Consider the following 24,090-nt stretch of genomic DNA (forward strand, 5'->3'; position numbering starts at 1 on the left):
GACATCCTCAGAACAGGAAGTAGCGCTGCGCCATGGGCAGCACGTCGGCCGGGTCGCAGGTCAGCAGCTGGCCGTCGGCGCGGACCTGATAGGTTTCGGGGTCCACTTCCAGCGTGGGCATCCAGCCGTTGTGGATCATGTCGCCCTTGCGCACTTGGCGGATGTTCTTCACCGCCACCAGTGGCCGACTGAGGCCGAGCGCGTCGAGCGCACCGGTCTCGAGCGCCGACTGGGAGGTGAAGGTGACCGAGGTCTTGAGCCCCCCGCCGTAGCTGCCGAACATGGGGCGATAGTGCACTGGCTGCGGGGTGGGAATCGAGGCGTTGGGATCGCCCATGGCCGCAGCGGCGATCATGCCGCCCTTGATGATGAGGCTCGGCTTGACGCCGAAGAACGCCGGCTTCCACACCACCAGGTCGGCCAGCTTGCCCACCTCGACCGAGCCCACCTCATGGGAGATACCATGGGAAATGGCCGGGTTGATGGTGTATTTGGCCACATAGCGTTTGACGCGGAAGTTGTCGTTGGACGACGGATCGCCCTCAAGCGAGCCGCGCTGCACCTTCATCTTGTGGGCGGTCTGCCAGGTGCGGATGATCACTTCGCCTACCCGGCCCATGGCCTGGCTGTCGGAGCTCATCATCGAGAAGCAGCCCAGGTCGTGCAGGATGTCTTCGGCGGCGATGGTCTCGCGACGAATGCGGGACTCGGCAAAGGCGACGTCTTCGGCGATGGACGGGTCCAGGTGGTGGCACACCATGAGCATGTCCAGATGCTCGTCGATGGTGTTGACCGTGTAGGGCCGGGTTGGGTTGGTCGAGCTGGGCAGCACGTTGGCCATGCTGGCCAGCTTGATGATGTCCGGCGCGTGGCCGCCGCCAGCGCCTTCCGTATGGAAGGTGTGGATGCAGCGGTCCTTGAAGGCCGCGGCGGTGTCTTCCACAAAGCCGGATTCGTTGAGTGTGTCGGTGTGGATGGCCACCTGGATGTCCATCTGCTCGGCCACCGACAGGCAGTTGTCGATGGCCGCGGGCGTGGTGCCCCAGTCTTCATGCAGCTTGAGGCCGATGGCACCGGCGGTGATCTGCTCGGCCAGTGCGCCCGGCAGCGAGGCGTTGCCCTTGCCGAGAAAACCCAGGTTCATCGGAAAGGCGTCGGCGGCCTGCATCATCTTCTGGATATGCCAGGGGCCGGGCGTGCAGGTGGTCGCGTAGGTGCCGGTGGCCGGCCCGGTGCCGCCGCCAAGCATGGTGGTGACCCCGCTCATGAGCGCCTCTTCGATCTGCTGCGGGCAGATGAAGTGGATGTGGGCGTCGATGCCACCGGCGGTGATGATGTTGCCCTCGCCGGCAATCACCTCGGTGCCCGCGCCGATGGGGATGGTCACCCCCGGCTGGATGTCCGGGTTGCCGGCCTTGCCGATGGCGCTGATGCGGCCATGCTTGATGCCGATGTCGGCCTTGACGATGCCCCAGTGGTCGATGATGAGCGCGTTGGTGATGACTGTGTCGGCCACGTCGGCCGCGAGCAGCTGGCTCTGGCCCATGCCGTCGCGGATGACCTTGCCACCACCGAACTTCACCTCTTCACCGTAGATGGTGTAGTCCTTCTCGACCTCGATGATGAGGTCGGTGTCGGCGAGACGCAGGCGGTCGCCCGTGGTCGGGCCGAACATTTCCGCGTAGGCGCGGTGGGAGATTTTTGCCATCAGAGTGCTCCCATCACTTTGGCATTGAAGCCGTAGACCTTGCGGTCGCCATCGAGCGCGACCAGTTCGACCGTCCGCACCTGGCCGGGCTCGAAACGCACGGCGGTGCCGGCGGCGATATTCAGTCGATAGCCGCGAGCGGCTGCCCGGTCGAAGGACAGCCCGGCGTTGGTCTCGAAGAAGTGATAATGCGAGCCGACCTGAATCGGGCGGTCGCCCGTGTTGGTCACCTCGACGGTGATGGTGTCGCGCCCGACGTTGAGTTCAAGCTCGCCGTCCTGTGGGAGCAGTTCTCCGGGGATCATAGGCACCCCCACGCTCGCATGCGATCGCTGCCCCCCAAGGGGGCCGCGCCCGCCCTTGGGGCGGCCCGGCGGGCGGGCGACCCTGCGACAGACGCCCGAATGCGACCGGCCCGAACGGCAGTAGGGAGAATCAATAAGGTAGGCATGGCGAGGTACCTCATACGATGGGGTTGTGGACGGTGACGAGCTTCGTGCCGTCGGGAAAGGTCGCTTCCACCTGGATCTCGGGAATCATCTCGGCAATACCGTCCATGACCTGGTCCCGGTTCAGCAGCGTGGTGCCGTAGCTCATCAGCTCGGCGACGGTCCTGCCGTCGCGGGCGCCTTCGAGAATGCCGGCAGACAGGTAGGCGACCGCTTCCGGGTAGTTGAGCTTGAGGCCGCGTGCCATGCGGCGTTCGGCCAGCAGGGCTGCGGTGAAGATGAGCAGCTTGTCCTTCTCGCGAGGGGTCAGTTCCATGGGTCTCCTCAGGTCTTCCAGATGCGGGGGATGCGGGCTTCCTGGCCGGTCAGCGCCGGCCGCAGCACGCCCCACAGGGCGGCGAACCAGTCGCGGCCGGCTTCGCAGCGGTCCCCCAGATAGCGGGCAATGAACAGGTCGGGCAGCAGGGTGATGCCCCCGTCGCCGTGGGTGATCGATATCTCGCGGCAGCGTTCGACCAGGGCGTCATTCAGGCCGGGGCCGGCAGCAATGAAGGTGCCGGTAACCCGTTGGCCGTCGAGCCCGCTGGCTGCGTGCATCAGCCGGTGACCGCCATCAACGCGCCCTTGCTCACGCCACAGGGTTCGGCCATCTCGCCGGATACGCATCGACTGTGCGAATCTGCCGTCGTGAAACTGGTGGTCTTCGCCGTGGCGACCGAAAGCCGTCATTTCCATGGCGAACAGGCAGGCGTCGGGCGCCAGATCGATCTCCGTGACCAGCCGCGCATTGGCCTGGCGGAACACGATGTTCTCCTGCGGGAGCCACTCCAGCACGCCACCGGCGGCAACGCTCAGGTGTTGTCGAAGCACGCCTTCCGCGCCGAGGCTGCGGTACCATTTGCCGGCCCCCGGGGTGGTGATCAACGCGTGGGCCTTGTCGTGCACCGAGACACTCACATCGAGCACATCGCCGCCAGCGATGCCGGCCGGAGGATGCAGGACGATACCGTGGCAAATGCGTTCGCCTTCCGGGTAAAGGGCTTTCTGTAGTCGCAACGGCCCTTCATGAATGCGCTCGACAAGCGCCGTGCGCTCGCCACGGGCCTCGAAGCCCAATCGCAGCCGGGCCTGCCAAGAGGAGGCGGCCGCAAGATCGGTGCGAAGCAGAGCAGGCGCGCGGGCGTTCATGTGGTTCGTGATTGCAACATGCGGGCCAGATTCGACGCCGGATAAATTCCGTTTGAATGACAACGAGTTACTGTTGGCTTGTACATGCAGTGGGCGTGGAATCGACGATCGACCGTGAATTTGCGCACGGCCTTGGTGAAAAAACGCGGGTTTTCACCATTATGGTGCAAATCAAATCGTCGGGGCGGGGCTCTACGCCAATGTGCGTACTCCCTCGTGGTGGCGCCTTCCGGGGGGCTTAGCGGCCGCTGCGGATGATCGAGAACACCACCACCACGGCGCCGATGAGCGCCAGTACGAAACCGCTCACCCCCAGGGGCGGGAAACCCGCCAGCAAAGGCTCTTTCTCCACGCTAATGACGATCGACGAGCCCACGATCATGGCGGCGGTGAGAATGGCCAGTGCCACCCGGTTGCTGGCCTTGTCCATGCGTTCCGTGAAGCGGTCCAGCGGCGGCACGTCCACCTGGATCTGCATCTTGCCGCGCTGAGCCGATTTGATCAGTTGCCTCAGATCACGGGGCAGGTCGGTGAGCAGGCTGACGGTGTTCGACAGGGTGCGCCAGCCGCGTTTGGCCACCGCCTTGGGCGCCATGTGGGTCAGCAACGCCTGTTGCAGGTAGGGGGCGGCTTCGCTGGCCATGTCGAAGGCCGGGTCGAGTTGCCGGCCAAGGCCTTCTAGGGTGATGAAGGCTTTCACCAGCAGCACCAGATCGGGGGGCAGGGCGAGCCCATGCTCGCGCAGGATGGTGACCACGTCGCTGAGCATGGCGGTCACGTCCAGGCGCTCGAGTGGCACCCCGCGGTACTGATCCACAAACGCGTCGATTTCGGTGCGCAGGGCTTCTTCATTGACGTGGGTGTCGCTGTCGCCACTCCAGTCGAGCAGCACATCGGCCACGACCGGCGCATCCTGGGAAACCAGGGCGTTGAGCACCTGGGCCACCTGATAGCGGCGGTTTTCGGAGAGGCGACCCACCATGCCGAAGTCGATGAAGGCAATGCGGTTGTCTTTGAGGTAATACACGTTGCCGGGGTGCGGGTCGGCGTGAAAGAACCCGTCCTGCAGGATCATCGTGAGTACCGCCGTGGCGCCGCGCTCCGCCAGCAGCTTTGCGCTCAATCCGGCGGCCGGCAGCAGGCGCACCTCGCGACCGCTGACGCCGTCGACGTAGTCCTGCACGTTGAGGCGCTCGCAGGTCCATTCCCAATAGACGCGCGGGATTACGATGTCTTCGCGATCTTCCAGGTTGCGGGCGACGCGCTCTGCGTTGCGTGCCTCTGCGGCGAAGTCCAGCTCCCGGCGCAAGGAGAGCACGAACTGGCGCACCACCTCCTTGGGTCGATAGCGTCTGAGATCGGGCGAGTCGGCATCGACAATCTCGGCCAGCCGTTCCATGAGCCGGATGTCGGCTTCGATGACCGGGCGGATGCCGGGCCGTCGGATCTTGAGGATGACCGGCGTGCCGTCCGGCAGGCGTGCCCGGTGCACCTGGGCGAGCGAGGCTGCCGCGAGTGCCGTGGTGTCGAAGCCGGTGAAGATGTCTTCGGGTGGGGCGCCGAGGTCTTCTTCGAGCTGGGCGCGCAGTTGCTCGAAGGGCAGGGGCGGGGCCTCGTCCTGCAGCTTGCTCAGCTCGTCGATCCATTCCGGCGGGAACAGGTCGACGCGCGTGGCGAGCACCTGGCCCAGCTTGACGAAGCTCGGGCCCAGTTCTTCAAGCGCGCGCCGCACCCGGGCCGGAGGCGCCAGGTGGGCGAGCTCTTCCGGCGCACGCCAGTTGAGCGCCTTGCCGGCTTTTTCGAGCGCGCCGGACATGCCGATCCGGCGCACCATGTCGCCGAAGCCGTAACGGATCAGGACCGAGGCAATGTCATGCAGGCGCCCCAGATCGCGCACCGCGCCCAGCGCATCCCAGAGCATCAGCGGCCCTTGCCGCGATCTGCGGCGTCCTGGAGTCGGTCGGCAATGCCGCGCAGGAAACCCGCGGTGAGCCCGGCCATGAGTTTGCCACCAGCCTGCAGCGTCTTGGTGCCGTCGCTGACGGCCTCTTTGGTCACTTCCGCCATGGTCTGGGTCAGGCGTGTCTGGATGGCGAACAACTCCTTGCCGGCGGCCGTGCCGTGGATGCGCGCATGGTCAGCGAGCTGACCGAGTGTGTTCTGCGCAGCCCCCGTGGCCTGCTTGGCGCCCTTGGTGAGCGTGTCGGCCATCAGCGTCTGCAAGGACTTGACGTCATCGAGCAGGCTTGAAAACTCTTCGGATGAATAGGCCTTGCCCTCGCTGCGGGCCTCCTGAATGGCCAGCGAGGTGGCCTCGGCGAAATTGCGCAACGCGCCATCCATGCCGTGCATGGCTTCCTTGATGGCTTCTTCCATGCGGGCGCTGCGACGCGACGCGCCCTCGCGAATGCCGTCGGTCACGGTGGCGAAGGTCTCGCGCATGCCCGTGGTGTCAAGCGGTCGGCCTGAGAGCGCGTCCACCGTCAGTTGGCGAACACGTTCGGCGATCTCCTTGGGGTCTTCCTGCAGGGCGTCGCTGACCTGCTGTTCAAGCGGTTTCTGTTCCATGAGGCACCTCCGTATCGGATTCACCTCCATGGCAGCACTCGGCGATGCTGGCGTCAAGTCGACGACGGCGAATACCGCTCTATGGGCTGACCTGATCGGCGCCGCTACCAGCGAGCATGACGACCCGCGGTTCGATCAGCTTGGCCAGTGCCTCTCCGGGCGATTGATCGATGCGCTGACCGTCGTGATAGAGCACCGTCACGTCGAAGCGCCCGTCGCCCACTGCCTGCTGGGCAATGTTGTCCGGGCTGACCACCACGCGGCCGAGTTTGCGGTCAGTGGGCCACGGCACGTTGCCGTAGGCGTGATAGACCAGTTCCGAGCATACGATGCGATCGATACTCTGGGCGTCGAAGTTGAAGTCGTAAGCCTTGCCGACCTGACGCAGGGTCTGGAGGATGACTTCGCGGCGGGCGTCGTCGTCCAGAGTGCGATGGCGCAGCACGGCCAGATCATCGACGTTGAGAAAGTGCGCCATGGTGTTCATTTCGACGCCCGATCGCAGGGCTTCGACGACGCCGTGCCCGTCGGCGATGGCCTGCTGATGCGGCAAGACGACCGGATGGTCCCACAGGCCCAGTTCGCGGAGCTCCGCCTCGGTGCCGATCCACACGGCCGCATGACCCCAATGGCCGGGAATGAATGAGTCGGTCAGGCGGAATGGCGTCTTCTCGAGCAGCACATCACCTGCCTTGAGCTGGGCGGTCACCGCATCGTGAATGGCAGGGTTGTCATCGAGCTTGCCGCGACGCGATTCGACCAGCCCCACCACGTTGCCGAAGACCATGCTCGACAGGTTCACGCCTTCGTTGGAGACGTCTCGGAGCACGTCGGTGGAAACCGTGCCGACCAGGCCGAGCACGTGACCGGCGTAGTCCAGCGGACGGAGCTTGCGGATCATGCGGTAGGCCGGGCTTTGCTCGACCAGTTCGGCCAGATAACGCTCATCTTCGTAGTCTGAGGTGGCCAGCGTCCGGCCGTATTTTTCGTACCACTCGATCCCGCGTCGCACCCGTGCCCGGTTGGCTGCAGAAGCGAAGGCAATGGCACTGCGACGCAGTTCGCCCCTGGGCACGTGAAAGCCCGGATCGCCCTTGTTGATGTGATCGCGCAGGATGCGATTGTCCCGATACAGCGCCACGGCGGCGGCGTAGTTGTCGTAGAGGGTGAGTGCGGCGGCCAGCGACATGGTGACGCCCATCGCCTGGACCCGTGCCTGGACCGGGTCGCGCGGCATGGGGGCGTCGAGCCAGCACTCATGCGCCTCGGCCAGGTGCCACAGTTGCTGGCGCTGGGCTACCAGCTCGGCCGCGCCTTCCCCCAGACGGCGGATGTCGGCCCCCAGCAACGCCTTGCCGAACAGCTGCTTCTCTTCAAGATACTTGAGATAGGTGATGGCCCGTGCGCGCAGGCTCAGCGCTTCTTCCGTGAGCACCTGAAACGCCATGACCTTGGCGCCCATCCGGGCGCGGTCATAGCGGACGTCGTCAGGGAGGTTGCATACGGGCTGGTCGAGCACGTCGGCGTGTGCGGGGGCAAGGCCCAGACTCGCGATCACGGTGACGGCAAGGGTGGCCAAGCGTAATCGAAGGGTGGCGTTGAGCATCATCGGTACTATCCAGGTGGGCATGTCATGCTTTTATCAAGTGCTGCGCGCTCGGGCAATGAACCAGGTCAATGCGTCCGACATGCGGTGACTACCAGCTGCTGCTCGACCCGCCGCCGCCAGAACTGCCGCCGCCCCAACTGCCCGAGCTGCTGCTGCCACTGCTGCTGCCCCCGGAGGACGAGCTGCTGCTGTGCGTGAGTCGGGCAATGTCGTATTCGCTCACGTCGAGATAGTCGCAGTGCTTGCAGGCCTCGATCCGTCGGCCCTTGCCGCGTCGCTCGTAGGTGGGTTCGAGCAGCGTGGTGTCGCTTTTCGTATAGCGGGTCAGGTGCCCGCAGGCGCTGCATGTGTCGTAACCCGCTTCTGCGCCGTCGAACGTGCGCACTGCGGTTTTACCGCAGGCCGTGCAATGCCAGACATCGTGATCGGCTGAACGGATCTGTTCCTCGACCTGCTGGCCACTGCTGAGGAAGGCATCCTCTTCGGCCTCACTGAGTCGCTGCATGGGCGCTTTGCAGGCGGGGCATTTGCGTGGGTGGGCCCGATAACGCCAGATCTTGCTCGTGTAACCCACACGGTAGAGCAGCAGAGGCAGCGGGAAGAGCACCGCCATCGCGGTCCAGAATCCGCGCTGGCGTTGCAGATAACGCGCAATGGCGGTGTAGCTGTGCTGCTGGAGCAAGCGTGCCACGTGGCGGTCCTCACGCACGATCTGCAGGAGCGCGAGGACGAGCAGGTAGACGTAAATGCAGGCGAGGCTGACCAGAATGGGGGAGTCGGTCGGGATGAAGCCGCTGGCATAGAGTACGAGCATGGGGCCGAGCATGAACAGCGCCAGCCAGTACTTGAGCGGATAACGGGTCTTGGGCGGCGCGCTTGGCAGCGGACGCGACTCGTTGAAATATCCGGACAGGCTCTTGAACAGCAAACCCAGCCCGCTGACGATGGCCACCACGAACATGCCGATGTTGCGGAAAACAAGCCAGTTCTGATGTGTCGGCGAGGCAAGCTTGGCAAATTGGGCTGCATACGCCGGATCACGCAGGATATCGTCCACCTGGCGCACGCCGGCGAACATGCCGCGATCGTAATCACCCGTGCGAAACGCGGGCAGCATGTCGTCTTCCTGGATGCGCTTGCACACCACGTCCGGCAGTACGCCTTCCAGACCGTAGCCGGTATGAAAGCGCACGGTGCGGCGGTCTTTGACCAGCAGGATCAGCAGCCCGTCATCACGCTGCGCATGGCCGATGCCCCAGCGGCTGAACAGACGGTGCGAAAAGCTGAAAATGTCCCCGCCTTCGATGTCATCGATGGCCACCACGGCAACCTGGGCGCCGGTGGCATGCTCGATGGCGGCCAGTTCCCGGTTGATCTGCGCGACGGCGGCGGCGCTGAGGACGCCATCGGGGTTGGAGACATATCCGCCTCCAGATTGTTTCGGGTCCGGGACCGATTCGACCGAATAGCGTGCCGCCCAGACGGGCGATGCTGCCAGAAAACTCAGAAGCAGGATCGCGAGGGCGGCTCTGAAGGCGTGAAGCATGGGCGTCGCAGGGCGTGTGATGATACCGAGGCGCGCACCATATCAGAAAATGCGCACGTCATTCGAACGGCGAGTTGGCCGAGCGCTTGATTTTCATCGTTTCACCGGCAAAGCAGATCACGTCTCCCGCCACGATCTGGCGGCGTTTCCGGGTCTCGATTTCGCCATTGACCTGAACCCGGCCATCGGCCACAGCGGCCTTGGCATCGGCGCCACTGGCCACGAGGCCCTCGAACTTGAGGATTTTGTATAGCTCGACGGGCTCATGGGTGATTTCGACGGTTTTCATGGCGGCTGTCGCTCAGGGAAAAAGCGAGATGCTACGCCTGAGCGCACCGGAAATCAGCGCTTTTGCAGATGAATCGCTTGAACGCCAGTGGCGCGGTCATAGTGGAAGTACGATGAGCCAGCGGACTTGAGGGGTTCGATCGTTGCGGCAATCGGCGCTTCCACCTGGCAGAACACGTCGAGCATGTTGCCCAGGCAACGGGCGTTGGCCACGGTCTCCAGTGGCCACTGCATGCGCTTCCAGAGGGCCTGACGGCCGTTGTCGGTCAATTCGAAGACCGGCTGAACGTCCGCCTGTGTGTGTGAGGTGGCTTGATAGCCGCTGTCGGTGGCCTGGATCGACCACACGGTGTCTCCGGCGCTCAGGCTGAAGTCACCTGTTGGCAGTGCGGGGGGCGTAGCCGCCAGTGCTGCGGCGCAGATCAGGGATGTGGCGAGGGCCGACAGGCCGAGGACAGGAGCGCGATACATGGACATTTTTCCGAGTGTTTTTTGTGCACAGCAGCATAGCAAACGGGCATGACTTGGGCATGAAAAATTCTGATGGCGCCAGAGCCGGAGTCAATCGTGTTCGACGCCGCCCGGATTTTCGCCTTGAGTCCTGCCCCGGCCTCGTTTAGGGTCGGGGTTTCAACCGGACTGACCCAAGCCCCATGAGTGAAACGCCCCCGAAGGCCTCGCCGCATCACCCGGTACTCGACGCGCGCTACATCGTGCTGTCGATCCTCTCTTCACTGATGATGGTGGCCGGGTTGATCGGCCAGTTCGCCCCGGCCTCGGTGGTCGAGGGTATTTTCGGCTCGCTTGCCCCTCGCATCGAGCACAATGGATGGGTGCTGATCGGGCTGGCGGTGGTGGTGGGTGTGTATAACGCCATCACCACCTTGACCCGCAAGCGTGCAGCGCTCAGGCGCAAGAGCGGGTTCATGGCCTGAAACTCATCGATCATATTGACGTCTCATGGCAAAGGCCTCAAATGCGGGAGTGGATATGAGCCAGTTCGATTCAGACGTAAGAAACGAGTGCGGTTATTCGGACGGTGGTGCATCCATCGAACTGGTGATCGAGCCGCGCGAGAAAGACCTGGGTGGATTCTCGGTGCGCCGCGTGCTGCCCTCGGCGCGTCGCCAGATGGTGGGCCCCTGGATCTTCTTCGATCACATGGGGCCGGCGGATTTTCCGGCGGGCGAGGGCATCAGCGTGCGCCCCCACCCTCACATCAACCTCGCCACGGTCACCTACCTCTTCGAAGGCGAAATCTTCCACCGCGACAGCCTGGGCAGCGAGCAGGCGATCCGGCCGGGAGATATCAACCTGATGGTGGCGGGGCGGGGCATCACCCACTCGGAGCGCGAGCGACCCGTGGTCCGTGGTGTACCGCACACGCTCAACGGCCTGCAACTGTGGCTGGCCCTGCCGGAAGCCGACGAAGAGTGCCCGCCCGAGTTCATCCATTACCCGTCGGAGAGCATTCCGCGGGTGGACGTGGATGGCGTGGCCGTGCGCGTGATGATGGGGCATGCCTACGGTGAGGCCTCGCCGGTCAAGACCTTTGCCGACACGATCTACATCGAGGCCGCGCTCGATGCCGGGCAGACGCTGGAGCTGCCCGATGCCGAAGCCCGTGGGCTCTACGTGGCGGATGGCCGGGTCACCGTGGATGGCCGATCACTCGACACCTACGCCATGGCGATCCTCAAGCCCGGTGCCACGGTTGAGGTCACCGCCACGGTCGCGACCCGCCTGGCCATGATCGGCGGTGAGACGCTGGGGGAGCGATTCATCGAATGGAACTTCGTTTCCAGCGACCGGGAGCGTATCCGACAGGCGAAACTCGATTGGGCGAACCAGCGTTTTCCCAAGGTCGTGGGCGACGAACAGGAGTTCATCCCGCTGCCGGAAAAATGACCGCCAGCACATCCGTGGCCCCACAACGGGAAGTGCACTGACGAACCGGTCTCGCTGCGCAACCACGACGCGTGAAGGAGAGCTGGCTCCGGGTCGAGGCAGCGCTCCGGCGTGAACGATCATCGGCACGCATCAAGGCAGAGTTCCCACCCAGAGCCGGTCTTTGTGCGCTTTACTTTTACCGGCGCGCGGACTTCAATTCCGGCAGATTCTGCCCATCTGAGGCAGATGCTGCTTGAGAGTGCTGCGATGCCGAAACCCTGTCTGCGCTGGTTGATGCTGGCCCTGGCCTGCGCCGGGACGGCCCATGCCGACGACTCATGCGCGCTGCGACAGCCGCCCGCCAGCGCGGGGGCCTATGTGACGCCCGGCGGCTTCCTGCTGATTCATCCGCGCAATGCGGCATTGCCCGACGACTACAGCGGTTGCAAGCAGGTGTGGATCATGCGCGCGCCTGGCAACACGCCGCTGCTCATGCAGCTGCAGTTTGAGCGCGGTACGCGGGTCATGGCGCAGGTGTTCGACGGCCGGGGTGGCGCAGTGCCGCGTGCCCGTTGCGCAGCGAATGACACCGAGGGCGCATGCGCCGGTCTGGCGGGCAATCCACTCGGACAACTGCATGTCCCCACCTGGCCGCGCATCTGCGCCGAGGATGCCGAGCGACCCGAATGTGCGCAGGCGCCGGAATGAGCGCCATTGCATGTCGAGTGCTCATGGTGGCCGCCTTGGCGATGAACGGGAGCCTGCAAGCGGCGGATGCGGACAGCTTCGACACGTTCCTGCGTGAGTTTCGTGCGGCGGTGGCAAGGCAGGACGCGGCGGCGGTCGCCGGCATGACCCGGCTGCCGTTTCTCTACGAAGGGCAGGCACTGGGGCGTGAGGCCGCCATTGATGCCTTGCCAGGCCTCTTCCCGCCGGCCGTGCGTAGCTGTCTCGATCAGGCCGAGCCTCTGGCTGAGGACGATGCCCGGGTGATCTTCTGTTCGCCCTATGCCTTCTATTTCCGGGCCGGGGCGGACGGGCGCTGGGCGTTCGACACCTTTGGCGCCGATGGCGAGGAGGCGCCGTGAACTGGACCGTGGTGTACGAGATCGACCGTTCGGGTGCGGGCACCCAGTTCATCCCCTTCGTCTACATGGGGCTGGGCGTGCTGGCCGTGGCGCTGATCCTGCACCTGCGGGCGCGTCGCCATGGACAGCGTTCAAGCGTCGCCCGGTTCTTGTTGATCGGGGGCGCGTTGATCGGCGTTCTCGGCTATGGCGTCAACACTTGGGATCAGGACCGTCTGGCAAAACAGCTTGCGGCGGGCGATGCGCAGGCGGTGGAGGGGCCGGTGGTGGCCCACCAGATCTGGCGCGAGGATGTGACCAACCCCGGAAAGGACACGGCGCGGCGCTATCGGCGCTGGGAAACCATCACGGTCGGTGGCGTCCAGTTCATCTGGCACCCCGGCGCGCAGGAGCCGGCCTTCACCAATGCGCAGACCCCGGCCGTGGACTTTCATGATGGACTGTATGTCCGTCTCGCCTATGTCGAGGACGTGCCGGGGCAGGCCCACCAGCGCCGCATCCTGCGGCTGGAAACCGCAGAGGTCGGTGACGGCCGTGTTTTGCCCGGCGCGCCGTTTCCGTCCGTGGCGCCGGTGGTGGTTCCTGCCGCACGGTGAACGCGCCCTAAACCCCCGGTCCGCGATGGAAGACCAGGGGCTCGACCACCGCGCCGTCGCGAAGATGCTCTTCCACCACCCGTTGCAGATTCTCCGGTGTGAGCTGGTAGTACCACACCCCGTCGGGCTGAACGCACATGATGGGCCCGCCCTTGCAGGCCGCGAAGCAGCCGCTGCGGGTGCGTTTGACGCGCAGATCGCCCCGATTCAGACCGGCGGCGCCAAGCATCTCGCCCAGTTGCTTGAACAGTGCTTCGGGGTCACTCCGGGCCGAGCAGCGCGGGCCGGTGCATAGCAGTACATGACGGCGATAGGCGCCGATGCTCGGTTTTTCTTCGCTGCTCATGCCGCCTCCGTGGCCGTGGCGTCGTCGGCCGACGTGTCCAGTACCGCGCGGATGTAGTCCTCGGGCAAGCCGTGGCGGGCGGCCAGTCGGGCCGGGGTCTCGTCGCTGTCACGCAAGGTGCGCAGCCACCCGTCCAGCCCCGTGGACAGGGAACGACCGGCCTGTTCGCCGGTGTGTGCTTCGCCGCTGTCGATCGCGTACTTGTTGTCGTAGCCGCGCGGCGTGACCATGAGCCCGTCGCGGATGAAGGTGCGGCTGTTGCCCACCAGGACCGTTGACAGCATGCCGATGTCGGCGTCGCACATGGCCTCCAGCGTGGTGAGCTCCACCCGTTGGCGCGGCCGGAATGCCGATTTGACGATCGCCACCGGGGTGTCCGGTCGGCGATGGCGCAACAGCAGACGCTGCGCTTCGACGATCTGCCGGGTGCGCCGACCGCTCTTGGGGTTGTAGAGCGCGATCACGAAGTCCGAGGCGGCCACCGCGTCGATGCGCCGGGCAATCACCGGCCAGGGCGTGAGCAGGTCGGAAAGGGACACCGCGCAGAAATCGTGGGTCAGCGGTGCGCCCACCAGTGCGGCGCAGGTGTTCAGCGCCGAGGCACCGGGAATGACCTCCACATCCACGTCCAGCCCCGGTGCCCAGCCGGCGTTGAACAGAACCTCGTAGGTGGGGCCGGCCATGCCGTACACCCCCGCGTCACCCGACGAAATCAGCGCCACCTTGCGACCGGTGCGTGCCCGCTCCAGCGCGGCGACGGCCCGGTCCAGCTCCTCGGTCATGGATTTCCTGATGATCTCCTTGCCAGAGGTGAGGTCTTCGACGAGACGCAGGTAGGTCACGTAGCCGATCACCGTGTCGGCCTCGGCGATGGCCTCGCGGGCGCGTTGTGTCATGTGTTCCACATGCCCGGGGCCAATGCCCACGAGCATGATCTTGCCGGTCTGGTTCATTCGGGAATCCTTGCGATGGAAATGGTGGCGTTGCGGCCATCGGAGCCGCGCAACCGGTGTTTTTCGATGAGCAGCGCCTCGGCCGACGCGCCTGCCGCCAGCAGCGCAGCGGCCTCGGCCACCGACGGTGTGCCGGTGTGCCGACGTACGGTTTCCGACGGATTGGGCACGGGCACGCGCGCCAGTGACTCGGCGGAGAAGAACTGCACCGGCCAGTTGTTCCAGGCCACGACCGTGAGCAGGCCGGTCTCGTCCGATTTGAGGTCGATGCTGGCGACCCGGTCCACGGCGGCATGGGTCAGGCCGCAGGCCGCCAGTGCCTGGGCGACGGCGTCAGAGAGGGTCTGCCAGGGGGTGTCGCGATCGCAACCGATGCCGAGGGCCACCTTCATCGGGCGTCCTCCTGCGGGCGATACACCACCAGCCGGTCGGCGATGGCCGACTGCAAGGCGGCGGGCAGGGCGCTGAGCGGGCGGTGGGTGATCCACAGCACGCCCCGGTGTCGCTGAGGATCCACCGCGGCCAGGTCGGTCAGAATTTCGATATTGGCGGGCACCGCGTTGCTGCGGCCATTGGCATGATTGCGCCACCAGTCGGTGCTGCCGGCTTCCTGCACCAGGGCCACCGGCTCGTCATTGACGACCGCCGCACTGGCGGCGACCACGGCCGCCTTGCTGGCTTCGAAGTGCCAGCCCAGTTCGCGGCCGAGCAGGTCCACCGCCAGGCTTTGTCGGGCATCCGATGCCGTGGTGAGCACGGGCTGGGCGCCGATCGCATCGGCCACGCGGGCGGCCAGTGCATTGGCGCCGCCCAGGTGGCCCGAGAGCATGGGAATGGCGAAGCGACCGCCTTCATCGAGAACGATCACCCCCGGATCGTGGGTTTTGTCGCCCAGGTGCGGGGCCAGCAGGCGCACCATGGCGCCGAGCGAAACCACCGCAACGATGCCGTCGAAGCCGGTGATCAGGGCGGGAATCTGCTCGGCGGTGCGCCCGGCATACACCGTGGCGCGGCCGGGCGCGGCGGCTTCGGCCAGCTCGGCGAACTTGTCCGGGGCGAACAGGCGGGCGCCGGGCAGGGCGTGGGCAATCTTGCCCGCCAGGGCGATGCCGTGGCGGGTGATGGAGACGATGGCAATACGGGTGTCGGCAATCAGTGTGTCAGTCATGCGGGTTCGGTGTCGGGGTTCGGGGCAATGTCGTGATGGGTCGGCGTGCGCTGGCGGCAGCCGCGTTGGAGGGGGCCGCGCGGGCGGTCCGGGTGATGAACCAGAATCAGCGAGAGGTAATTGACCCTGGTGTCGCGCAGTCGGCCCAGGGCATGCACCACCCGCTCCTCGGGGGCGCCGGCTTTCTCCACGAACACGCTGGTGGCGAGCAGGCCCCGACGTTCGAGCAGGTCGAGGATGTCGTTGATGAGCGGCTTGACCTTCATGAGGACCAGGGTGTCGAACTGGTCGATCAGGGCGTCGATCACCGCCACGCCGTAGGCGGCGGGAATGATCGCGACCGTGTCGTCCTCCTCGGCCAGCGTGACATCGGCGCGCGCGGCGGCGGCGGCAAACGCATTGACGCCGGCAATGGTTTCCACCACCACCGTCGGCACCAGTGCGCGCACCGCCCGGGCCAGATGACCGAAGGTGGCGTAGGTGGAGGCGTCGCCCTCGACCAGAAAGCACACGTCGCGCCCCGTGGCCAGCAGCGCCGCGGTGCGCTCGGCGGCACGGCCCCACGCCTTGCCCAGCGCAAGCGTATCGCGGGTCATGGGAAACACCAGTTCGACCGCATCGGGCGGGCAGGGGATGCCGGCGCGCATCGCGATGTCGAGCGCGTAGGACCGTTCAGCGGCGCGCTTGACCGGGTAGCACCAGCGGGCGCCCGAGTGCAGCGCGTCCCACGCGCGGCGGGTGATCAGGCCCGGATCGCCGGGGCCGAGGGAGACACCGATCAGGCGTCCGTGGGCGGGGGCGTTCATGGCGTCTCCTTGATGGCTGTGACGATCCAGACCGGGTTCTGCGCGGCCAGTCGGTGCATATCGAGAATGGGCTGGCTGCGGGCCGTGGCCAGCTGGGTCGCCTGCCAGCGGACGCCTGCCGCCGTGAGGGTGGCAGTGGCGGTGGCCAGGTTCTCAAGGGTGATGAAGTTCATCACCAGCCGTCCGTGCGGGCGCAGTCGTGCGAGCACGTCGGTGATCAGGGTGGGCAGTTCGCCGCCCGAGCCGCCGATGAAGACCGCATCGGGCGCCGGCCAGTCCGCCATGCCCGACGGCGCCCGGTCCTGAACCAGGGTGTAGTTGGTGGCGCGAAGGCGCCGGGCGTTGTCGAGGGCGTTGGCCGCGTCGGCGGCGTTCTTCTCGATGGCCCACACATGGCCGTCGCGGGCGATGCGCGCCGCTTCCAGCCCGACCGAGCCGGAACCGGCGCCGATGTCCCACACCTGGCTGTCGGGCCGCAGGGCCAGATGGGCGAGGCTCACGGCGCGCACTTCACGCTTGGTGATGAGCCCCTTGTCTGGCTGGCGTTGCACGTAGTCGTCGTCGGCAAAGCCGAAGATGGCGCGCCGATCGTTTTCCGTGCGCTCGACGAGAATCACGTTCGGGTCGTCGAAGCTGCGCCGGGCCGCGTCGGTGAGCGGCAGATCGGGCAGCACGGTCTCGTCCGGCAGGCACAGGCGGCTGCCCACGCTGATGCGCGTGTCGGCCTCGAAGCCGGCCGCCAGCAGGGCACGGGCAATGCGGTCGGGGCTGTTGTGCGGGCTGGTGAAGGCGGCCACACGCCGATGGGCGGCCACCTGCTGGATCAGCGGGTAGAGGGCATGCTCAGGCGGCGCGCCGGGCTGCCATTCGCCACTGTCTCGGGTATGGGCGGAGCCGATAACCGCGTCCTGCCAGGGACGGCCGAGGCGGGCGAACAGCAATTGCAGCGTCGACGGCGCGGGCAGGATGCGTAGCCGATCGGTCGGCAGTTGGCGGCCCAGATAGCTGCCCAGCCCGTGGCACAGCGGATCGCCGGTGACCAGGACCGCGCAGGGCTCCGCGCGGTCCTGGTGTTGCCTGATCCAGCCGGGTACCTCGGCCAGCACGCCATCCATGGCCCGGCGACGGGTGTGGACCGGCAGATGGGCATCCACCAATGCCAGGGTGCGCTCGGCGCCGATGACCGTGGCCGCCTGTTCCAGCGCGGTACGCGCAGCCTCGGACAGACCGGCCCAGCCGTCGTCGAGGATGCCGATGAGGGCGCAGGTGTCAGTCAATTTCGGATTCCTCCACGGTGACGATAGGTTGGCCTTCGAAGTTGCAGGCCAGTACCGTGAGCCGGTGCGGCCCCGGGTAGCGGCCGCGCAGGCTGCGGATGGCGCGGATGGCCAGCGCGCGGTGGAAGGCCACGGCAAGCCCCAGTTCGCCGAGCTGTTCTGCCGCGAAGCGGGCGGTTTCGGCGGCCCGCACGGCCTCGATGAGTGTCTCGGGGGCGCCCACTTCACGCGCGGCCTCGGCGATCAGGTCCCGATCCACTGCTTCGCGCCAGGCATGGGTCACCGACAGGCCCTGGGCGATCTTGGTGAGCTTGCCGACCATGGCACCGACGATGATGTGGCGCATGCCCTGGCGTACCGCCGCGGTGAAGGCGGCCTTGACGAAGTCGCCCATCTGCACGAAACACACCTCGCCCAGTGCCGGAAAACTGCGCATGGCGCATTTCTCGGTGCGCCCGCCGGTAGTGAACACCACGGTGTCCTGACCCTGATTGGCGGCGACCTCGACCGCTTGGATCACACTGGCGCGGAAGGCCGCGGTGGAGTAGGGGCGCACGATCCCGGTGGTGCCGAGAATGGAGATGCCGCCCAGGATGCCGAGGCGGGCATTGAGGGTTTTCTTCGCCATCTCCTGGCCGCCGGGCACTGAGATGGTCACTTCCAGGCTGTCGCCCCGGGCCAGCAAGGGCGCGCCGGCGAGGCTGACGTTCTCGATGATGTTGCGTCGGGGCACCGGATTGATGGCCGGCCCGCCCACGGTCAGGCCGAGCCCGTCGAGGGTGACCGTGCCGACGCCGTCGCCGCCCTTGAGATCGACGCGCCCGGCGCCATCGGGCATGCGCCTGACCACGGCCGTCAGATGCGCTCCGTTCGTGGCATCGGGATCATCGCCCGCGTCCTTGATGCTCACGGCACCGGCCTGATCCTGGCCCACCCAGCCATTGGTGATGGCAAAACGCACCCGGGTGGTGTTGGGCAAGGTGGCTTCGACCATCTCGGGCACGCGGCCGAGCACCAGCCCCAGGGTGGCGGCGGTGGCGGCCGCGGCGGCGTTGGCACCGGTGGAATATCCCGTGCGCTGACCGCGATTGCGTCGCGCATCGCCTTTACGGACTTTTTCCGGTGTGGCTGCCACGGTGCCTGTCACGTGCGGGTCGCGGCTTGACGCGCTTCGGCCAGTGCCAGCAGGGCGTGGAGGGCCGCGACCACCAGGGTGGACCCGCCTTTGCGTCCGTCGATGACGATCCAGGGCACCGAATCGATCTGCGTCATCAGCGCCTTCGACTCGGCCGCGGACACGAAACCGACCGGCATGCCGACGACCAGGGCCGGGCGTACGCCCTCTTCACGAATCAGGCGGACCACCTCGATCAGTGCCGTGGGGGCATTGCCGATACCCACGATGGCGCCGTCGAGCAGCCCCCGGCGATGAGCCTTGCGCATGGCCTGGACGGCGCGCGTGGTGCCCTCGGCGCGGGCCTGTTCGATCACGTCCGCATCGGAGATGAACTGGTGGGTGTCGAGTCCGAAATGTGCCAGGCGCGATGGCGACAGGCCGACGCAGATCATCTCCACATCGGCAACGATGCGGCTATGGCCGCCGTTGATGGCCCGCAGGGCCGCGTCGATCGCGTCCGGATGAAAGCGGGTGAGGCCGTTGAACTCGAAATCCGCGTTGGCGTGGATCATGCGGCGCACGACCGGCCATTGCTCGGGGGGGTAGGCATGGGGGCCGACCTCGGCATCGATGATGGCGAAGGAGTCGTGCTCGATGGCCCGACCGGCAGCCGTGAGCTGTTCGGTGACGATGTTGGTCTGCATGATTCAGGCGTGATTGACGTGGGCGTGCACGTGCATGTGTCCGTGGCTCGCGGGGAGGTGTGTATGGCTGTGATCGTGCAGGTGCTCGGCCTCGGCCGCGCGGCGGTACTTGCAGCCATCGCATTCGAGCAAGCCCTGGTCACCGCCCAGGTCACGCACGCGCTGATCGACCAGTGCGAAGATGCCCTCGTCGAACCCGAAGTGGGTGCCAAGGGCAATGCTCAGTTGCGGGTACTGGTGGCGAAGCCGCGCCACCTGGGCCTGGATGCGGTCCATCAGCACGCCGGTGAACAGGTACACCGGCAGCACGCACACCTGGGTCATGCCCAGCCGTACCTGACGCTGCACCACGGTTTCGAGCCGTGGCCAGGTGATGCTGGTGAAGGCCAGATCCACGAGTTCATGGTCGCTGTCCTCGAACATCCAGCGTGCCATCTTGGCCAGCTCCCCATTGGCCCCCGCGTCTGACGAGCCCCGACCGAGCAGGACCACGCCGGTGGTTTTGGGATCGGGATGATCGAGTTGTGCCATCTGGGCGGCCAGTTGGGCCTTGAGCACCGAGAGCACCGCCGGGCCCATGCCCAGATGCCGGGCGCACTCGAAGCGCACATGGGGGTGTCGCTTGCGCGCACGCGCGATGGCCGCGGGCAGCTCCATCTTCACGTGGCCGGCGGCATTGAGGATGAACGGCAGAACGATCACGCGCTGGACGCTGTCGGCCGCCCGGTCGAGCCCGTCATCGAGCAGGATATCGGCGTGCTCGATGAAGCAGATGACAATGCGCCAGTGCGGCTGGCGGGCACGCCATTGTTCGGCAAAGTGTTCGATCTGCGCATTGCCGGCGGGATTGCGCGACCCATGGCCCACGAGCAGGATGGTGGTGTCGTTGTTCATTGTTGAATCTCCCTCGTCCGCGCGCGGCGGAAACGATGGCTGAAATCGGGGTCGTAGAGCTTGCTGCGGGCGATGTCGGGCCAGTGCCGCGCCCCCAGCGCCGGGCTGGCAATGACCATGGCCTGATGGTCGATCCCCTCGGCGCGGCAGCGCTCGGCGATGTCGGCAAGGGTCCCGCGCACCACCGTCTCGCGGCCCGGCCAGCTGGCCTTGTGCACGACCACCATCGGTGCCTCTTCGGCCCAGCCGGCAGTGCGCAGATCGCGCTGGATCTGATCGAGCAGGGTGATGGACAGGAAGAGGCACAGCGTACAGTGATGGGCCGCCAGTTCGGCCAGGGATTCGCCCTCAGGCATGGGCGTGCGCCCGGCCACCCGGGTGAGAATCACCGTTTGCGTCACTTCGGGCAGGGTCAGCGTTTCACCGGCGGCGGCGGCCGAGGCCATCGCCGAGGAGACGCCGGGTACCACTGCCCAGGGAACGCCGGCCGCATCGAGCGGGCGGCTTATCTCGGTGAGAGCCCCGTACAGACCGGGGTCGCCGGTCTGCAGACGAACCACCGTTTCATGGCACGAGGCCGCGTCGATAAGCCAGGTGCAGATGGCGTCCAGCGTCATCCCTTTGGAATCGCGAATCTCGCAGCCATCGGGCGTCCAGCGGGTCGCCGCCCGGTCAACGAGCGAGCCGGCATAGAGTACTGCGCCAGCGCGCTCGAGCAACGAGCGTCCGCGCACGGTGATCAACTCGGGGTCGCCCGGCCCGGCCCCCACAAACCAGACCGTCCCGCTCATGAGCGCCGGGCCACGTCGAAGCACATGCGCACTGCCGGATGATCGGCATGGCGGCGCAGCAGATTGACGGTGATGTAGGTGACCAGCGGTTCGATGGCGACAATGGCGAGGTACGAGGCGGTGAAGCTCGCCCATGCGCCCAGCGGGACAGCCACCTCGGCCATGGACAGCCAGAAGCCGACCATCAGGGTGACCCCGGCGTAGTAGGTAGCGTCGAGCTTGAGGATGGTGCGCACGTCGAGGCGGGCGAGGGCGCTGCCGAAGAGGCGATGGACGACCATCAGCGGCACGACGAGCGACAAGGTGTTGACCCCCAGATGCACCAGATCCGCGGGTTCGAAGAGCAGGCCCTGGGCCAGCAGGCCGAACCCGAAGCCCAGTGCAGTGGGTGCAAACCCCAGCGTGAGATAGATGGGTATGGCGCCGACGAAATGCAGCTCCGACGCGCCCACGGGTAAATGAAAGGCCTGCATGAAGAGGGTGAAGAAGCAGGTTGCCAGCAGGGTGCGTAGCAGCAGCGCAGGGCGCAGCAAGGCGTTGCGCAGGGGAAGGGCGAGAACGCCGGCGGCCACGACGGATGCAACGACGGTTTTGGTGTGGGCGAGCATGCCCGGTTCGATGTGCATGATGAGTCCTTGAGTGGATGAAACGACGCGGACCGGGCGCGTTCAGCGACCGGTCCGTGGGGAAAGGCAGGGGCGTGCGCACGCCGCGACGGGCCTGATCGCAGGAGGCGATGGGCGACGACGATGTGAGGCGTTCGTGAGAACGAGGGAAAAGCGTTGCAGGTCGCGAAAGGCGACCGGGCGGATTGACGGCATGGCGTACTCCGCGTGCTCACCCGCACGCACAGTTCAAAATCACGACATGCTTATGGAATACGGGCGGGCGGAAGCCGGAAAGGAGTGCCGGTCGCCTGCTCGCATTGCCCGCCGCAATGTCGCACCGATGCTGTCAGGCCGGTCTCCGGACTTGCGAGTGGAGCAGATGCTCGGGCTTCGCGCCTTCCCATGCCATGGGCACAGTGGCTTATCGCGAAGCTTTCACTCGCTTACCGTTGCGGGGGCAGTGTCGGACTTTCACCGACTTCCCGTTTCACTCGGCAGAACTTATGCCAAGCACCTGAAAGCGAGGCGCCATTATGCCAGTTGGCTGGAGAATGGCAAGCGGTGTCTTGTGTGCAACGCGTTCAGGCCATGCTCGGCAGGAAGGAGATATCCATGTGATGTTTGCGCGGGTCGTCGCGGTTGACAAGCACCGTGACCGTCTCGTGACCGGCCAGATATTCGCTGGGATCGAACCACAGGTTCTCGCTCAGGAAAATGTGAATCCGCTGGGTGGCGGGGTCTTTCCACTGGGCGCTGATCCTGAACGGATGACGGCCGTTAGCCTCCAGCGCCATGTTGCGTTCGACTTGCTAGAAACGTGCCTTCACCGCGACCCCGTGCTTTTCCAGCCACGCCTTGCGATTGTTCCGGAGCAGGCCGTAAACGATCATGCCGCCGCCGATGAGGAAGAATACAGCACCGAGAATGCCGGTGATGAGTGCGCCTCCCCACAGGGTCATGAATCCGCTGATTCGCGCATCTACCGGGCGATCCGCCGGGTAGATGACGTCGACCTCCTCGCCGACCTCGTAGGCAGGCGGGTTGGCACTGGTGCTGGAGGTGAACTCGACCACGCGCTCCTCGGGTGTTTCGAATCTCACCCGTGGGGCATAGGTGCCTTCGCCCGACCGCAGCAGATCGATCACCGTGCCGGTGCCGTGTTCGCCCTCACTGACAAAGATGCGCGTGTCCTGATACAGGTACGCGCTGAGCGCCAGCACCAGAGCGCCGACCAGAGTGAATACGAATTTGACGATCTTGATGACTTGCATCTTTCCGGCTCCGTGAAGGGTGGCTGTAACAGGGGTCGAATTATGCCATTGTCCTTATATGTTGCTGCGATGGCGACACGCCTGGTCACAATCGGCGGCGAGACGCGACGCGGGCGATGCATTGATTTGTGCCGCGCCCTGGCAGACGGAAGCTCATCCGCCAACCTGCTCGGGATCGGACGAAGCCGCACTTTCTCAGGGGCGTCCGGGCGCATATAGAGGGCGCCATGCTCGTGCCCACCCCGAATCGACCGAGCATTCCGACAACCTCTGACGGGCTTTTCCTACAGCCAGGCAGGGCGCCTCTTGTCATCATGTTTGTGAACCAATCAAGTAATGCGGCGCCACCAGTGGCTCACGGCAAGACGGGCCCGCGCGGCATCGCATGCATGAAGGAGGCTTTCATGACCACCGCTGTCCTCTATCGAATGGCGACCGACGAGCACCTGTGCCCGTTCGGCCTCAAATCCAAGGCCTTGCTTGAACGCGAAGGCTTCGAGGTTGAAGACCACCTGCTGACATCTCGCGACGAGACCGAGGCCTTCAAGGCGGAGCACGATGTCAAGACGACACCTCAGACCTTCATCCGCGGCGAGCGGGTGGGTGGATACGACGCTCTTCGAGAGCGCTTCGGCCTGACCACGAAACGTGATGACGGTACGACTTACACCCCGGTCATCGCCGTGTTTGCCACTGCCGCCCTGGGCGCCATGGCCTTGCAGTTCGGGCATGCAAGCGGCTTTTTCCCGATCATGTGGATCGTGCAGTTCGTGGCCTTGTCGATGCTGATTCTGTCAGTGCTGAAACTGCGCGATCTGGAGTCGTTTTCCAACCAGTTTCTCGGCTACGACCAGTTGGCGCGCCGCTGGGTGCCATACGCCTATGTCTACCCATTTGCGGAGGCCGCAGTGGCGATCGGCATGCTGGCTTGGCCGACCATGGGCGTGTTGATGGTCCCGGTCGCTCTGACCGCCATCTTCATCGGGGGCGAGGGGGCGTACTCGGTCTACCGGGCGGTGTACATCGAGAAGCGGGAACTCAAGTGCGCCTGCGTGGGTGGCGACAGCAACGTGCCGCTCGGCGCCGTGTCCCTGAGCGAAAACCTGGCGATGCTGGGAATGGGTCTGTGGATGCTGTTCGGTGGGCTCATTTGAATACGGATGGCCAACGCAGAAAAAAGCGCCCACTCGGGCGCTTTTTTTACGTGATGCCGATGCTCAGACGC

The 24,090-nt window shown here is 65.7% G+C and carries 29 protein-coding genes and 1 riboswitch; of the genes, 6 read left to right on the plus strand and 23 right to left on the minus strand.

The genetic code is table 11. The features are described 5' to 3' along the window. Positions 1–7: 7 nt before the first annotated feature. The 10 genes from ureC to J0W34_RS08180 all read right to left on the minus strand — a co-directional run bounded on the left by ureC (position 8) and on the right by J0W34_RS08180 (position 9,827). Positions 8–1,708 carry an urease subunit alpha gene (ureC, locus tag J0W34_RS08135; RefSeq protein ID WP_230971310.1) on the minus strand — a complete coding sequence of 567 codons (1,701 nt, stop codon included), beginning with the start codon at positions 1,706–1,708 and terminating at the stop codon, positions 8–10. Further along, the gene (locus J0W34_RS08140; protein WP_230971311.1) at positions 1,708–2,013 is read right to left on the minus strand and encodes an urease subunit beta; all 306 of its coding nucleotides are present in this window, start codon (positions 2,011–2,013) and stop codon (positions 1,708–1,710) included. The genes ureC and J0W34_RS08140 overlap by 1 nt, the downstream gene beginning before the upstream one ends. A gap of 157 nt (positions 2,014–2,170) precedes the next feature. Further along, positions 2,171–2,473, minus strand: a complete 303-nt coding sequence (locus J0W34_RS08145; protein WP_227815020.1) for an urease subunit gamma — start codon at positions 2,471–2,473, stop codon at positions 2,171–2,173. An 8-nt stretch (positions 2,474–2,481) separates the two neighbouring features. Further along, complete coding sequence (locus J0W34_RS08150; RefSeq protein ID WP_227815019.1) at positions 2,482–3,345, minus strand: urease accessory protein UreD; 864 nt, start codon at positions 3,343–3,345, stop codon at positions 2,482–2,484. A 238-nt stretch (positions 3,346–3,583) separates the two neighbouring features. Continuing rightward, positions 3,584–5,266, minus strand: a complete 1,683-nt coding sequence (locus tag J0W34_RS08155) for an ABC1 kinase family protein (RefSeq protein WP_230971312.1) — start codon at positions 5,264–5,266, stop codon at positions 3,584–3,586. Further along, positions 5,266–5,913 (minus strand): DUF6781 family protein, encoded by a 648-nt coding sequence (locus tag J0W34_RS08160; protein ID WP_230971313.1) that lies wholly within the window; start codon positions 5,911–5,913, stop codon positions 5,266–5,268. The genes J0W34_RS08155 and J0W34_RS08160 overlap by 1 nt, the downstream gene beginning before the upstream one ends. A gap of 79 nt (positions 5,914–5,992) precedes the next feature. Continuing rightward, positions 5,993–7,543 (minus strand): YiiX/YebB-like N1pC/P60 family cysteine hydrolase, encoded by a 1,551-nt coding sequence (locus J0W34_RS08165; protein WP_230971314.1) that lies wholly within the window; start codon positions 7,541–7,543, stop codon positions 5,993–5,995. A gap of 67 nt (positions 7,544–7,610) precedes the next feature. Beyond that, positions 7,611–9,068: a TPM domain-containing protein gene (locus J0W34_RS08170; RefSeq protein WP_230971315.1), complete on the minus strand. Its 1,458-nt coding sequence runs from the start codon at positions 9,066–9,068 to the stop codon at positions 7,611–7,613. Positions 9,069–9,126: 58 nt separating this feature from the next. Beyond that, on the minus strand, positions 9,127–9,357 hold the full coding sequence (locus J0W34_RS08175) for an RNA-binding S4 domain-containing protein (RefSeq protein WP_227815014.1): 231 nt from the start codon (positions 9,355–9,357) through the stop codon (positions 9,127–9,129). Between the two features lie 53 nt (positions 9,358–9,410). Continuing rightward, positions 9,411–9,827: a hypothetical protein gene (locus J0W34_RS08180; protein WP_227815013.1), complete on the minus strand. Its 417-nt coding sequence runs from the start codon at positions 9,825–9,827 to the stop codon at positions 9,411–9,413. 182 nt (positions 9,828–10,009) lie between these two features. Here J0W34_RS08180 and J0W34_RS08185 point away from each other — a divergent pair, with 182 nt between their 5' ends. From J0W34_RS08185 to J0W34_RS08205, 5 genes are all read left to right on the plus strand, one after another. Beyond that, entirely contained in the window at positions 10,010–10,291 is a 282-nt protein-coding gene (locus J0W34_RS08185; RefSeq protein ID WP_230971316.1) for a hypothetical protein, read from the plus strand. A gap of 55 nt (positions 10,292–10,346) precedes the next feature. Next, the gene (locus tag J0W34_RS08190; protein WP_230971317.1) at positions 10,347–11,264 is read left to right on the plus strand and encodes a pirin family protein; all 918 of its coding nucleotides are present in this window, start codon (positions 10,347–10,349) and stop codon (positions 11,262–11,264) included. 249 nt (positions 11,265–11,513) lie between these two features. Next, positions 11,514–11,954, plus strand: coding sequence for a hypothetical protein (locus J0W34_RS08195; RefSeq protein WP_230971318.1), 441 nt, complete (start codon positions 11,514–11,516; stop codon positions 11,952–11,954). After that, positions 11,951–12,334, plus strand: a complete 384-nt coding sequence (locus J0W34_RS08200; RefSeq protein WP_230971319.1) for a hypothetical protein — start codon at positions 11,951–11,953, stop codon at positions 12,332–12,334. The genes J0W34_RS08195 and J0W34_RS08200 overlap by 4 nt, the downstream gene beginning before the upstream one ends. After that, complete coding sequence (locus J0W34_RS08205) at positions 12,331–12,930, plus strand: hypothetical protein (protein ID WP_227815008.1); 600 nt, start codon at positions 12,331–12,333, stop codon at positions 12,928–12,930. The genes J0W34_RS08200 and J0W34_RS08205 overlap by 4 nt, the downstream gene beginning before the upstream one ends. A 7-nt stretch (positions 12,931–12,937) precedes the next feature. On the opposite strand, the gene J0W34_RS08210 is transcribed toward J0W34_RS08205, so the two are convergent. The 13 genes from J0W34_RS08210 to J0W34_RS08270 all read right to left on the minus strand — a co-directional run bounded on the left by J0W34_RS08210 (position 12,938) and on the right by J0W34_RS08270 (position 22,865). After that, positions 12,938–13,276: a (2Fe-2S) ferredoxin domain-containing protein gene (locus J0W34_RS08210; RefSeq protein ID WP_230971320.1), complete on the minus strand. Its 339-nt coding sequence runs from the start codon at positions 13,274–13,276 to the stop codon at positions 12,938–12,940. After that, positions 13,273–14,229: a precorrin-3B C(17)-methyltransferase gene (cobJ, locus tag J0W34_RS08215; protein WP_230971321.1), complete on the minus strand. Its 957-nt coding sequence runs from the start codon at positions 14,227–14,229 to the stop codon at positions 13,273–13,275. The genes J0W34_RS08210 and cobJ overlap by 4 nt, the downstream gene beginning before the upstream one ends. Beyond that, positions 14,226–14,621 carry a cobalamin biosynthesis protein gene (locus J0W34_RS08220; RefSeq protein WP_230971322.1) on the minus strand — a complete coding sequence of 132 codons (396 nt, stop codon included), beginning with the start codon at positions 14,619–14,621 and terminating at the stop codon, positions 14,226–14,228. Before J0W34_RS08220 ends, cobJ begins: the two co-directional genes overlap by 4 nt. Further along, the gene (locus J0W34_RS08225; protein ID WP_230971323.1) at positions 14,618–15,397 is read right to left on the minus strand and encodes a cobalamin biosynthesis central domain-containing protein; all 780 of its coding nucleotides are present in this window, start codon (positions 15,395–15,397) and stop codon (positions 14,618–14,620) included. The genes J0W34_RS08220 and J0W34_RS08225 overlap by 4 nt, the downstream gene beginning before the upstream one ends. Then, on the minus strand, positions 15,394–16,203 hold the full coding sequence (gene cobI / locus J0W34_RS08230) for a precorrin-2 C(20)-methyltransferase (protein WP_230971324.1): 810 nt from the start codon (positions 16,201–16,203) through the stop codon (positions 15,394–15,396). The genes J0W34_RS08225 and cobI overlap by 4 nt, the downstream gene beginning before the upstream one ends. Further along, positions 16,200–17,480 carry a precorrin-6y C5,15-methyltransferase (decarboxylating) subunit CbiE gene (cbiE, locus tag J0W34_RS08235; protein ID WP_230971325.1) on the minus strand — a complete coding sequence of 427 codons (1,281 nt, stop codon included), beginning with the start codon at positions 17,478–17,480 and terminating at the stop codon, positions 16,200–16,202. The genes cobI and cbiE overlap by 4 nt, the downstream gene beginning before the upstream one ends. Then, positions 17,473–18,615, minus strand: coding sequence for a cobalt-precorrin-5B (C(1))-methyltransferase (locus J0W34_RS08240; protein ID WP_230971326.1), 1,143 nt, complete (start codon positions 18,613–18,615; stop codon positions 17,473–17,475). The genes cbiE and J0W34_RS08240 overlap by 8 nt, the downstream gene beginning before the upstream one ends. A gap of 8 nt (positions 18,616–18,623) precedes the next feature. Beyond that, complete coding sequence (locus J0W34_RS08245) at positions 18,624–19,301, minus strand: precorrin-8X methylmutase (RefSeq protein WP_230971327.1); 678 nt, start codon at positions 19,299–19,301, stop codon at positions 18,624–18,626. 3 nt (positions 19,302–19,304) lie between these two features. Continuing rightward, positions 19,305–20,195, minus strand: coding sequence for a sirohydrochlorin chelatase (locus tag J0W34_RS08250; RefSeq protein WP_230971328.1), 891 nt, complete (start codon positions 20,193–20,195; stop codon positions 19,305–19,307). Further along, positions 20,192–20,986, minus strand: coding sequence for a precorrin-4 C(11)-methyltransferase (cobM, locus tag J0W34_RS08255; RefSeq protein WP_230971329.1), 795 nt, complete (start codon positions 20,984–20,986; stop codon positions 20,192–20,194). Before cobM ends, J0W34_RS08250 begins: the two co-directional genes overlap by 4 nt. Continuing rightward, positions 20,983–21,612, minus strand: coding sequence for an energy-coupling factor ABC transporter permease (locus J0W34_RS08260; RefSeq protein ID WP_230971330.1), 630 nt, complete (start codon positions 21,610–21,612; stop codon positions 20,983–20,985). Before J0W34_RS08260 ends, cobM begins: the two co-directional genes overlap by 4 nt. A gap of 314 nt (positions 21,613–21,926) precedes the next feature. After that, positions 21,927–22,127: riboswitch (cobalamin riboswitch) on the minus strand. Positions 22,128–22,175: 48 nt separating this feature from the next. Further along, positions 22,176–22,388: a hypothetical protein gene (locus tag J0W34_RS08265; RefSeq protein WP_230971331.1), complete on the minus strand. Its 213-nt coding sequence runs from the start codon at positions 22,386–22,388 to the stop codon at positions 22,176–22,178. Positions 22,389–22,403: 15 nt separating this feature from the next. Beyond that, positions 22,404–22,865, minus strand: coding sequence for a DUF3592 domain-containing protein (locus tag J0W34_RS08270; RefSeq protein ID WP_230971332.1), 462 nt, complete (start codon positions 22,863–22,865; stop codon positions 22,404–22,406). A 404-nt stretch (positions 22,866–23,269) separates the two neighbouring features. Between J0W34_RS08270 and J0W34_RS08275 the strand changes: the two genes are divergently transcribed. Further along, entirely contained in the window at positions 23,270–24,019 is a 750-nt protein-coding gene (locus tag J0W34_RS08275; RefSeq protein ID WP_227814995.1) for a MauE/DoxX family redox-associated membrane protein, read from the plus strand. The last annotated feature ends 71 nt before the right edge of the window (positions 24,020–24,090 follow it).

It is taken from the genome of Nitrogeniibacter aestuarii (genome assembly GCF_017309585.1).
GTDB classification, from domain to species: Bacteria; Pseudomonadota; Gammaproteobacteria; order Burkholderiales; family Rhodocyclaceae; genus Nitrogeniibacter; species Nitrogeniibacter aestuarii.

Bases quoted from the DNA above. Each gene is read 5' to 3' on its own strand.
- ureC (WP_230971310.1), bottom strand. From the start codon at position 1,708: ATGGCAAAAATCTCCCACCGCGCCTACGCGGAAATGTTCGGCCCGACC.
- J0W34_RS08140 (WP_230971311.1), bottom strand. From the start codon at position 2,013: ATGATCCCCGGAGAACTGCTCCCACAGGACGGCGAGCTTGAACTCAAC.
- J0W34_RS08145 (WP_227815020.1), bottom strand. From the start codon at position 2,473: ATGGAACTGACCCCTCGCGAGAAGGACAAGCTGCTCATCTTCACCGCA.
- J0W34_RS08150 (WP_227815019.1), bottom strand. From the start codon at position 3,345: ATGAACGCCCGCGCGCCTGCTCTGCTTCGCACCGATCTTGCGGCCGCC.
- J0W34_RS08155 (WP_230971312.1), bottom strand. From the start codon at position 5,266: ATGCTCTGGGATGCGCTGGGCGCGGTGCGCGATCTGGGGCGCCTGCAT.
- J0W34_RS08160 (WP_230971313.1), bottom strand. From the start codon at position 5,913: ATGGAACAGAAACCGCTTGAACAGCAGGTCAGCGACGCCCTGCAGGAA.
- J0W34_RS08165 (WP_230971314.1), bottom strand. From the start codon at position 7,543: ATGCCCACCTGGATAGTACCGATGATGCTCAACGCCACCCTTCGATTA.
- J0W34_RS08170 (WP_230971315.1), bottom strand. From the start codon at position 9,068: ATGCTTCACGCCTTCAGAGCCGCCCTCGCGATCCTGCTTCTGAGTTTT.
- J0W34_RS08175 (WP_227815014.1), bottom strand. From the start codon at position 9,357: ATGAAAACCGTCGAAATCACCCATGAGCCCGTCGAGCTATACAAAATC.
- J0W34_RS08180 (WP_227815013.1), bottom strand. From the start codon at position 9,827: ATGTATCGCGCTCCTGTCCTCGGCCTGTCGGCCCTCGCCACATCCCTG.
- J0W34_RS08185 (WP_230971316.1), top strand. From the start codon at position 10,010: ATGAGTGAAACGCCCCCGAAGGCCTCGCCGCATCACCCGGTACTCGAC.
- J0W34_RS08190 (WP_230971317.1), top strand. From the start codon at position 10,347: ATGAGCCAGTTCGATTCAGACGTAAGAAACGAGTGCGGTTATTCGGAC.
- J0W34_RS08195 (WP_230971318.1), top strand. From the start codon at position 11,514: ATGCCGAAACCCTGTCTGCGCTGGTTGATGCTGGCCCTGGCCTGCGCC.
- J0W34_RS08200 (WP_230971319.1), top strand. From the start codon at position 11,951: ATGAGCGCCATTGCATGTCGAGTGCTCATGGTGGCCGCCTTGGCGATG.
- J0W34_RS08210 (WP_230971320.1), bottom strand. From the start codon at position 13,276: ATGAGCAGCGAAGAAAAACCGAGCATCGGCGCCTATCGCCGTCATGTA.
- cobJ (WP_230971321.1), bottom strand. From the start codon at position 14,229: ATGAACCAGACCGGCAAGATCATGCTCGTGGGCATTGGCCCCGGGCAT.
- J0W34_RS08220 (WP_230971322.1), bottom strand. From the start codon at position 14,621: ATGAAGGTGGCCCTCGGCATCGGTTGCGATCGCGACACCCCCTGGCAG.
- J0W34_RS08225 (WP_230971323.1), bottom strand. From the start codon at position 15,397: ATGACTGACACACTGATTGCCGACACCCGTATTGCCATCGTCTCCATC.
- cobI (WP_230971324.1), bottom strand. From the start codon at position 16,203: ATGAACGCCCCCGCCCACGGACGCCTGATCGGTGTCTCCCTCGGCCCC.
- J0W34_RS08245 (WP_230971327.1), bottom strand. From the start codon at position 19,301: ATGCAGACCAACATCGTCACCGAACAGCTCACGGCTGCCGGTCGGGCC.
- J0W34_RS08250 (WP_230971328.1), bottom strand. From the start codon at position 20,195: ATGAACAACGACACCACCATCCTGCTCGTGGGCCATGGGTCGCGCAAT.
- cobM (WP_230971329.1), bottom strand. From the start codon at position 20,986: ATGAGCGGGACGGTCTGGTTTGTGGGGGCCGGGCCGGGCGACCCCGAG.
- J0W34_RS08260 (WP_230971330.1), bottom strand. From the start codon at position 21,612: ATGCACATCGAACCGGGCATGCTCGCCCACACCAAAACCGTCGTTGCA.
- J0W34_RS08265 (WP_230971331.1), bottom strand. From the start codon at position 22,388: ATGGCGCTGGAGGCTAACGGCCGTCATCCGTTCAGGATCAGCGCCCAG.
- J0W34_RS08270 (WP_230971332.1), bottom strand. From the start codon at position 22,865: ATGCAAGTCATCAAGATCGTCAAATTCGTATTCACTCTGGTCGGCGCT.
- J0W34_RS08275 (WP_227814995.1), top strand. From the start codon at position 23,270: ATGACCACCGCTGTCCTCTATCGAATGGCGACCGACGAGCACCTGTGC.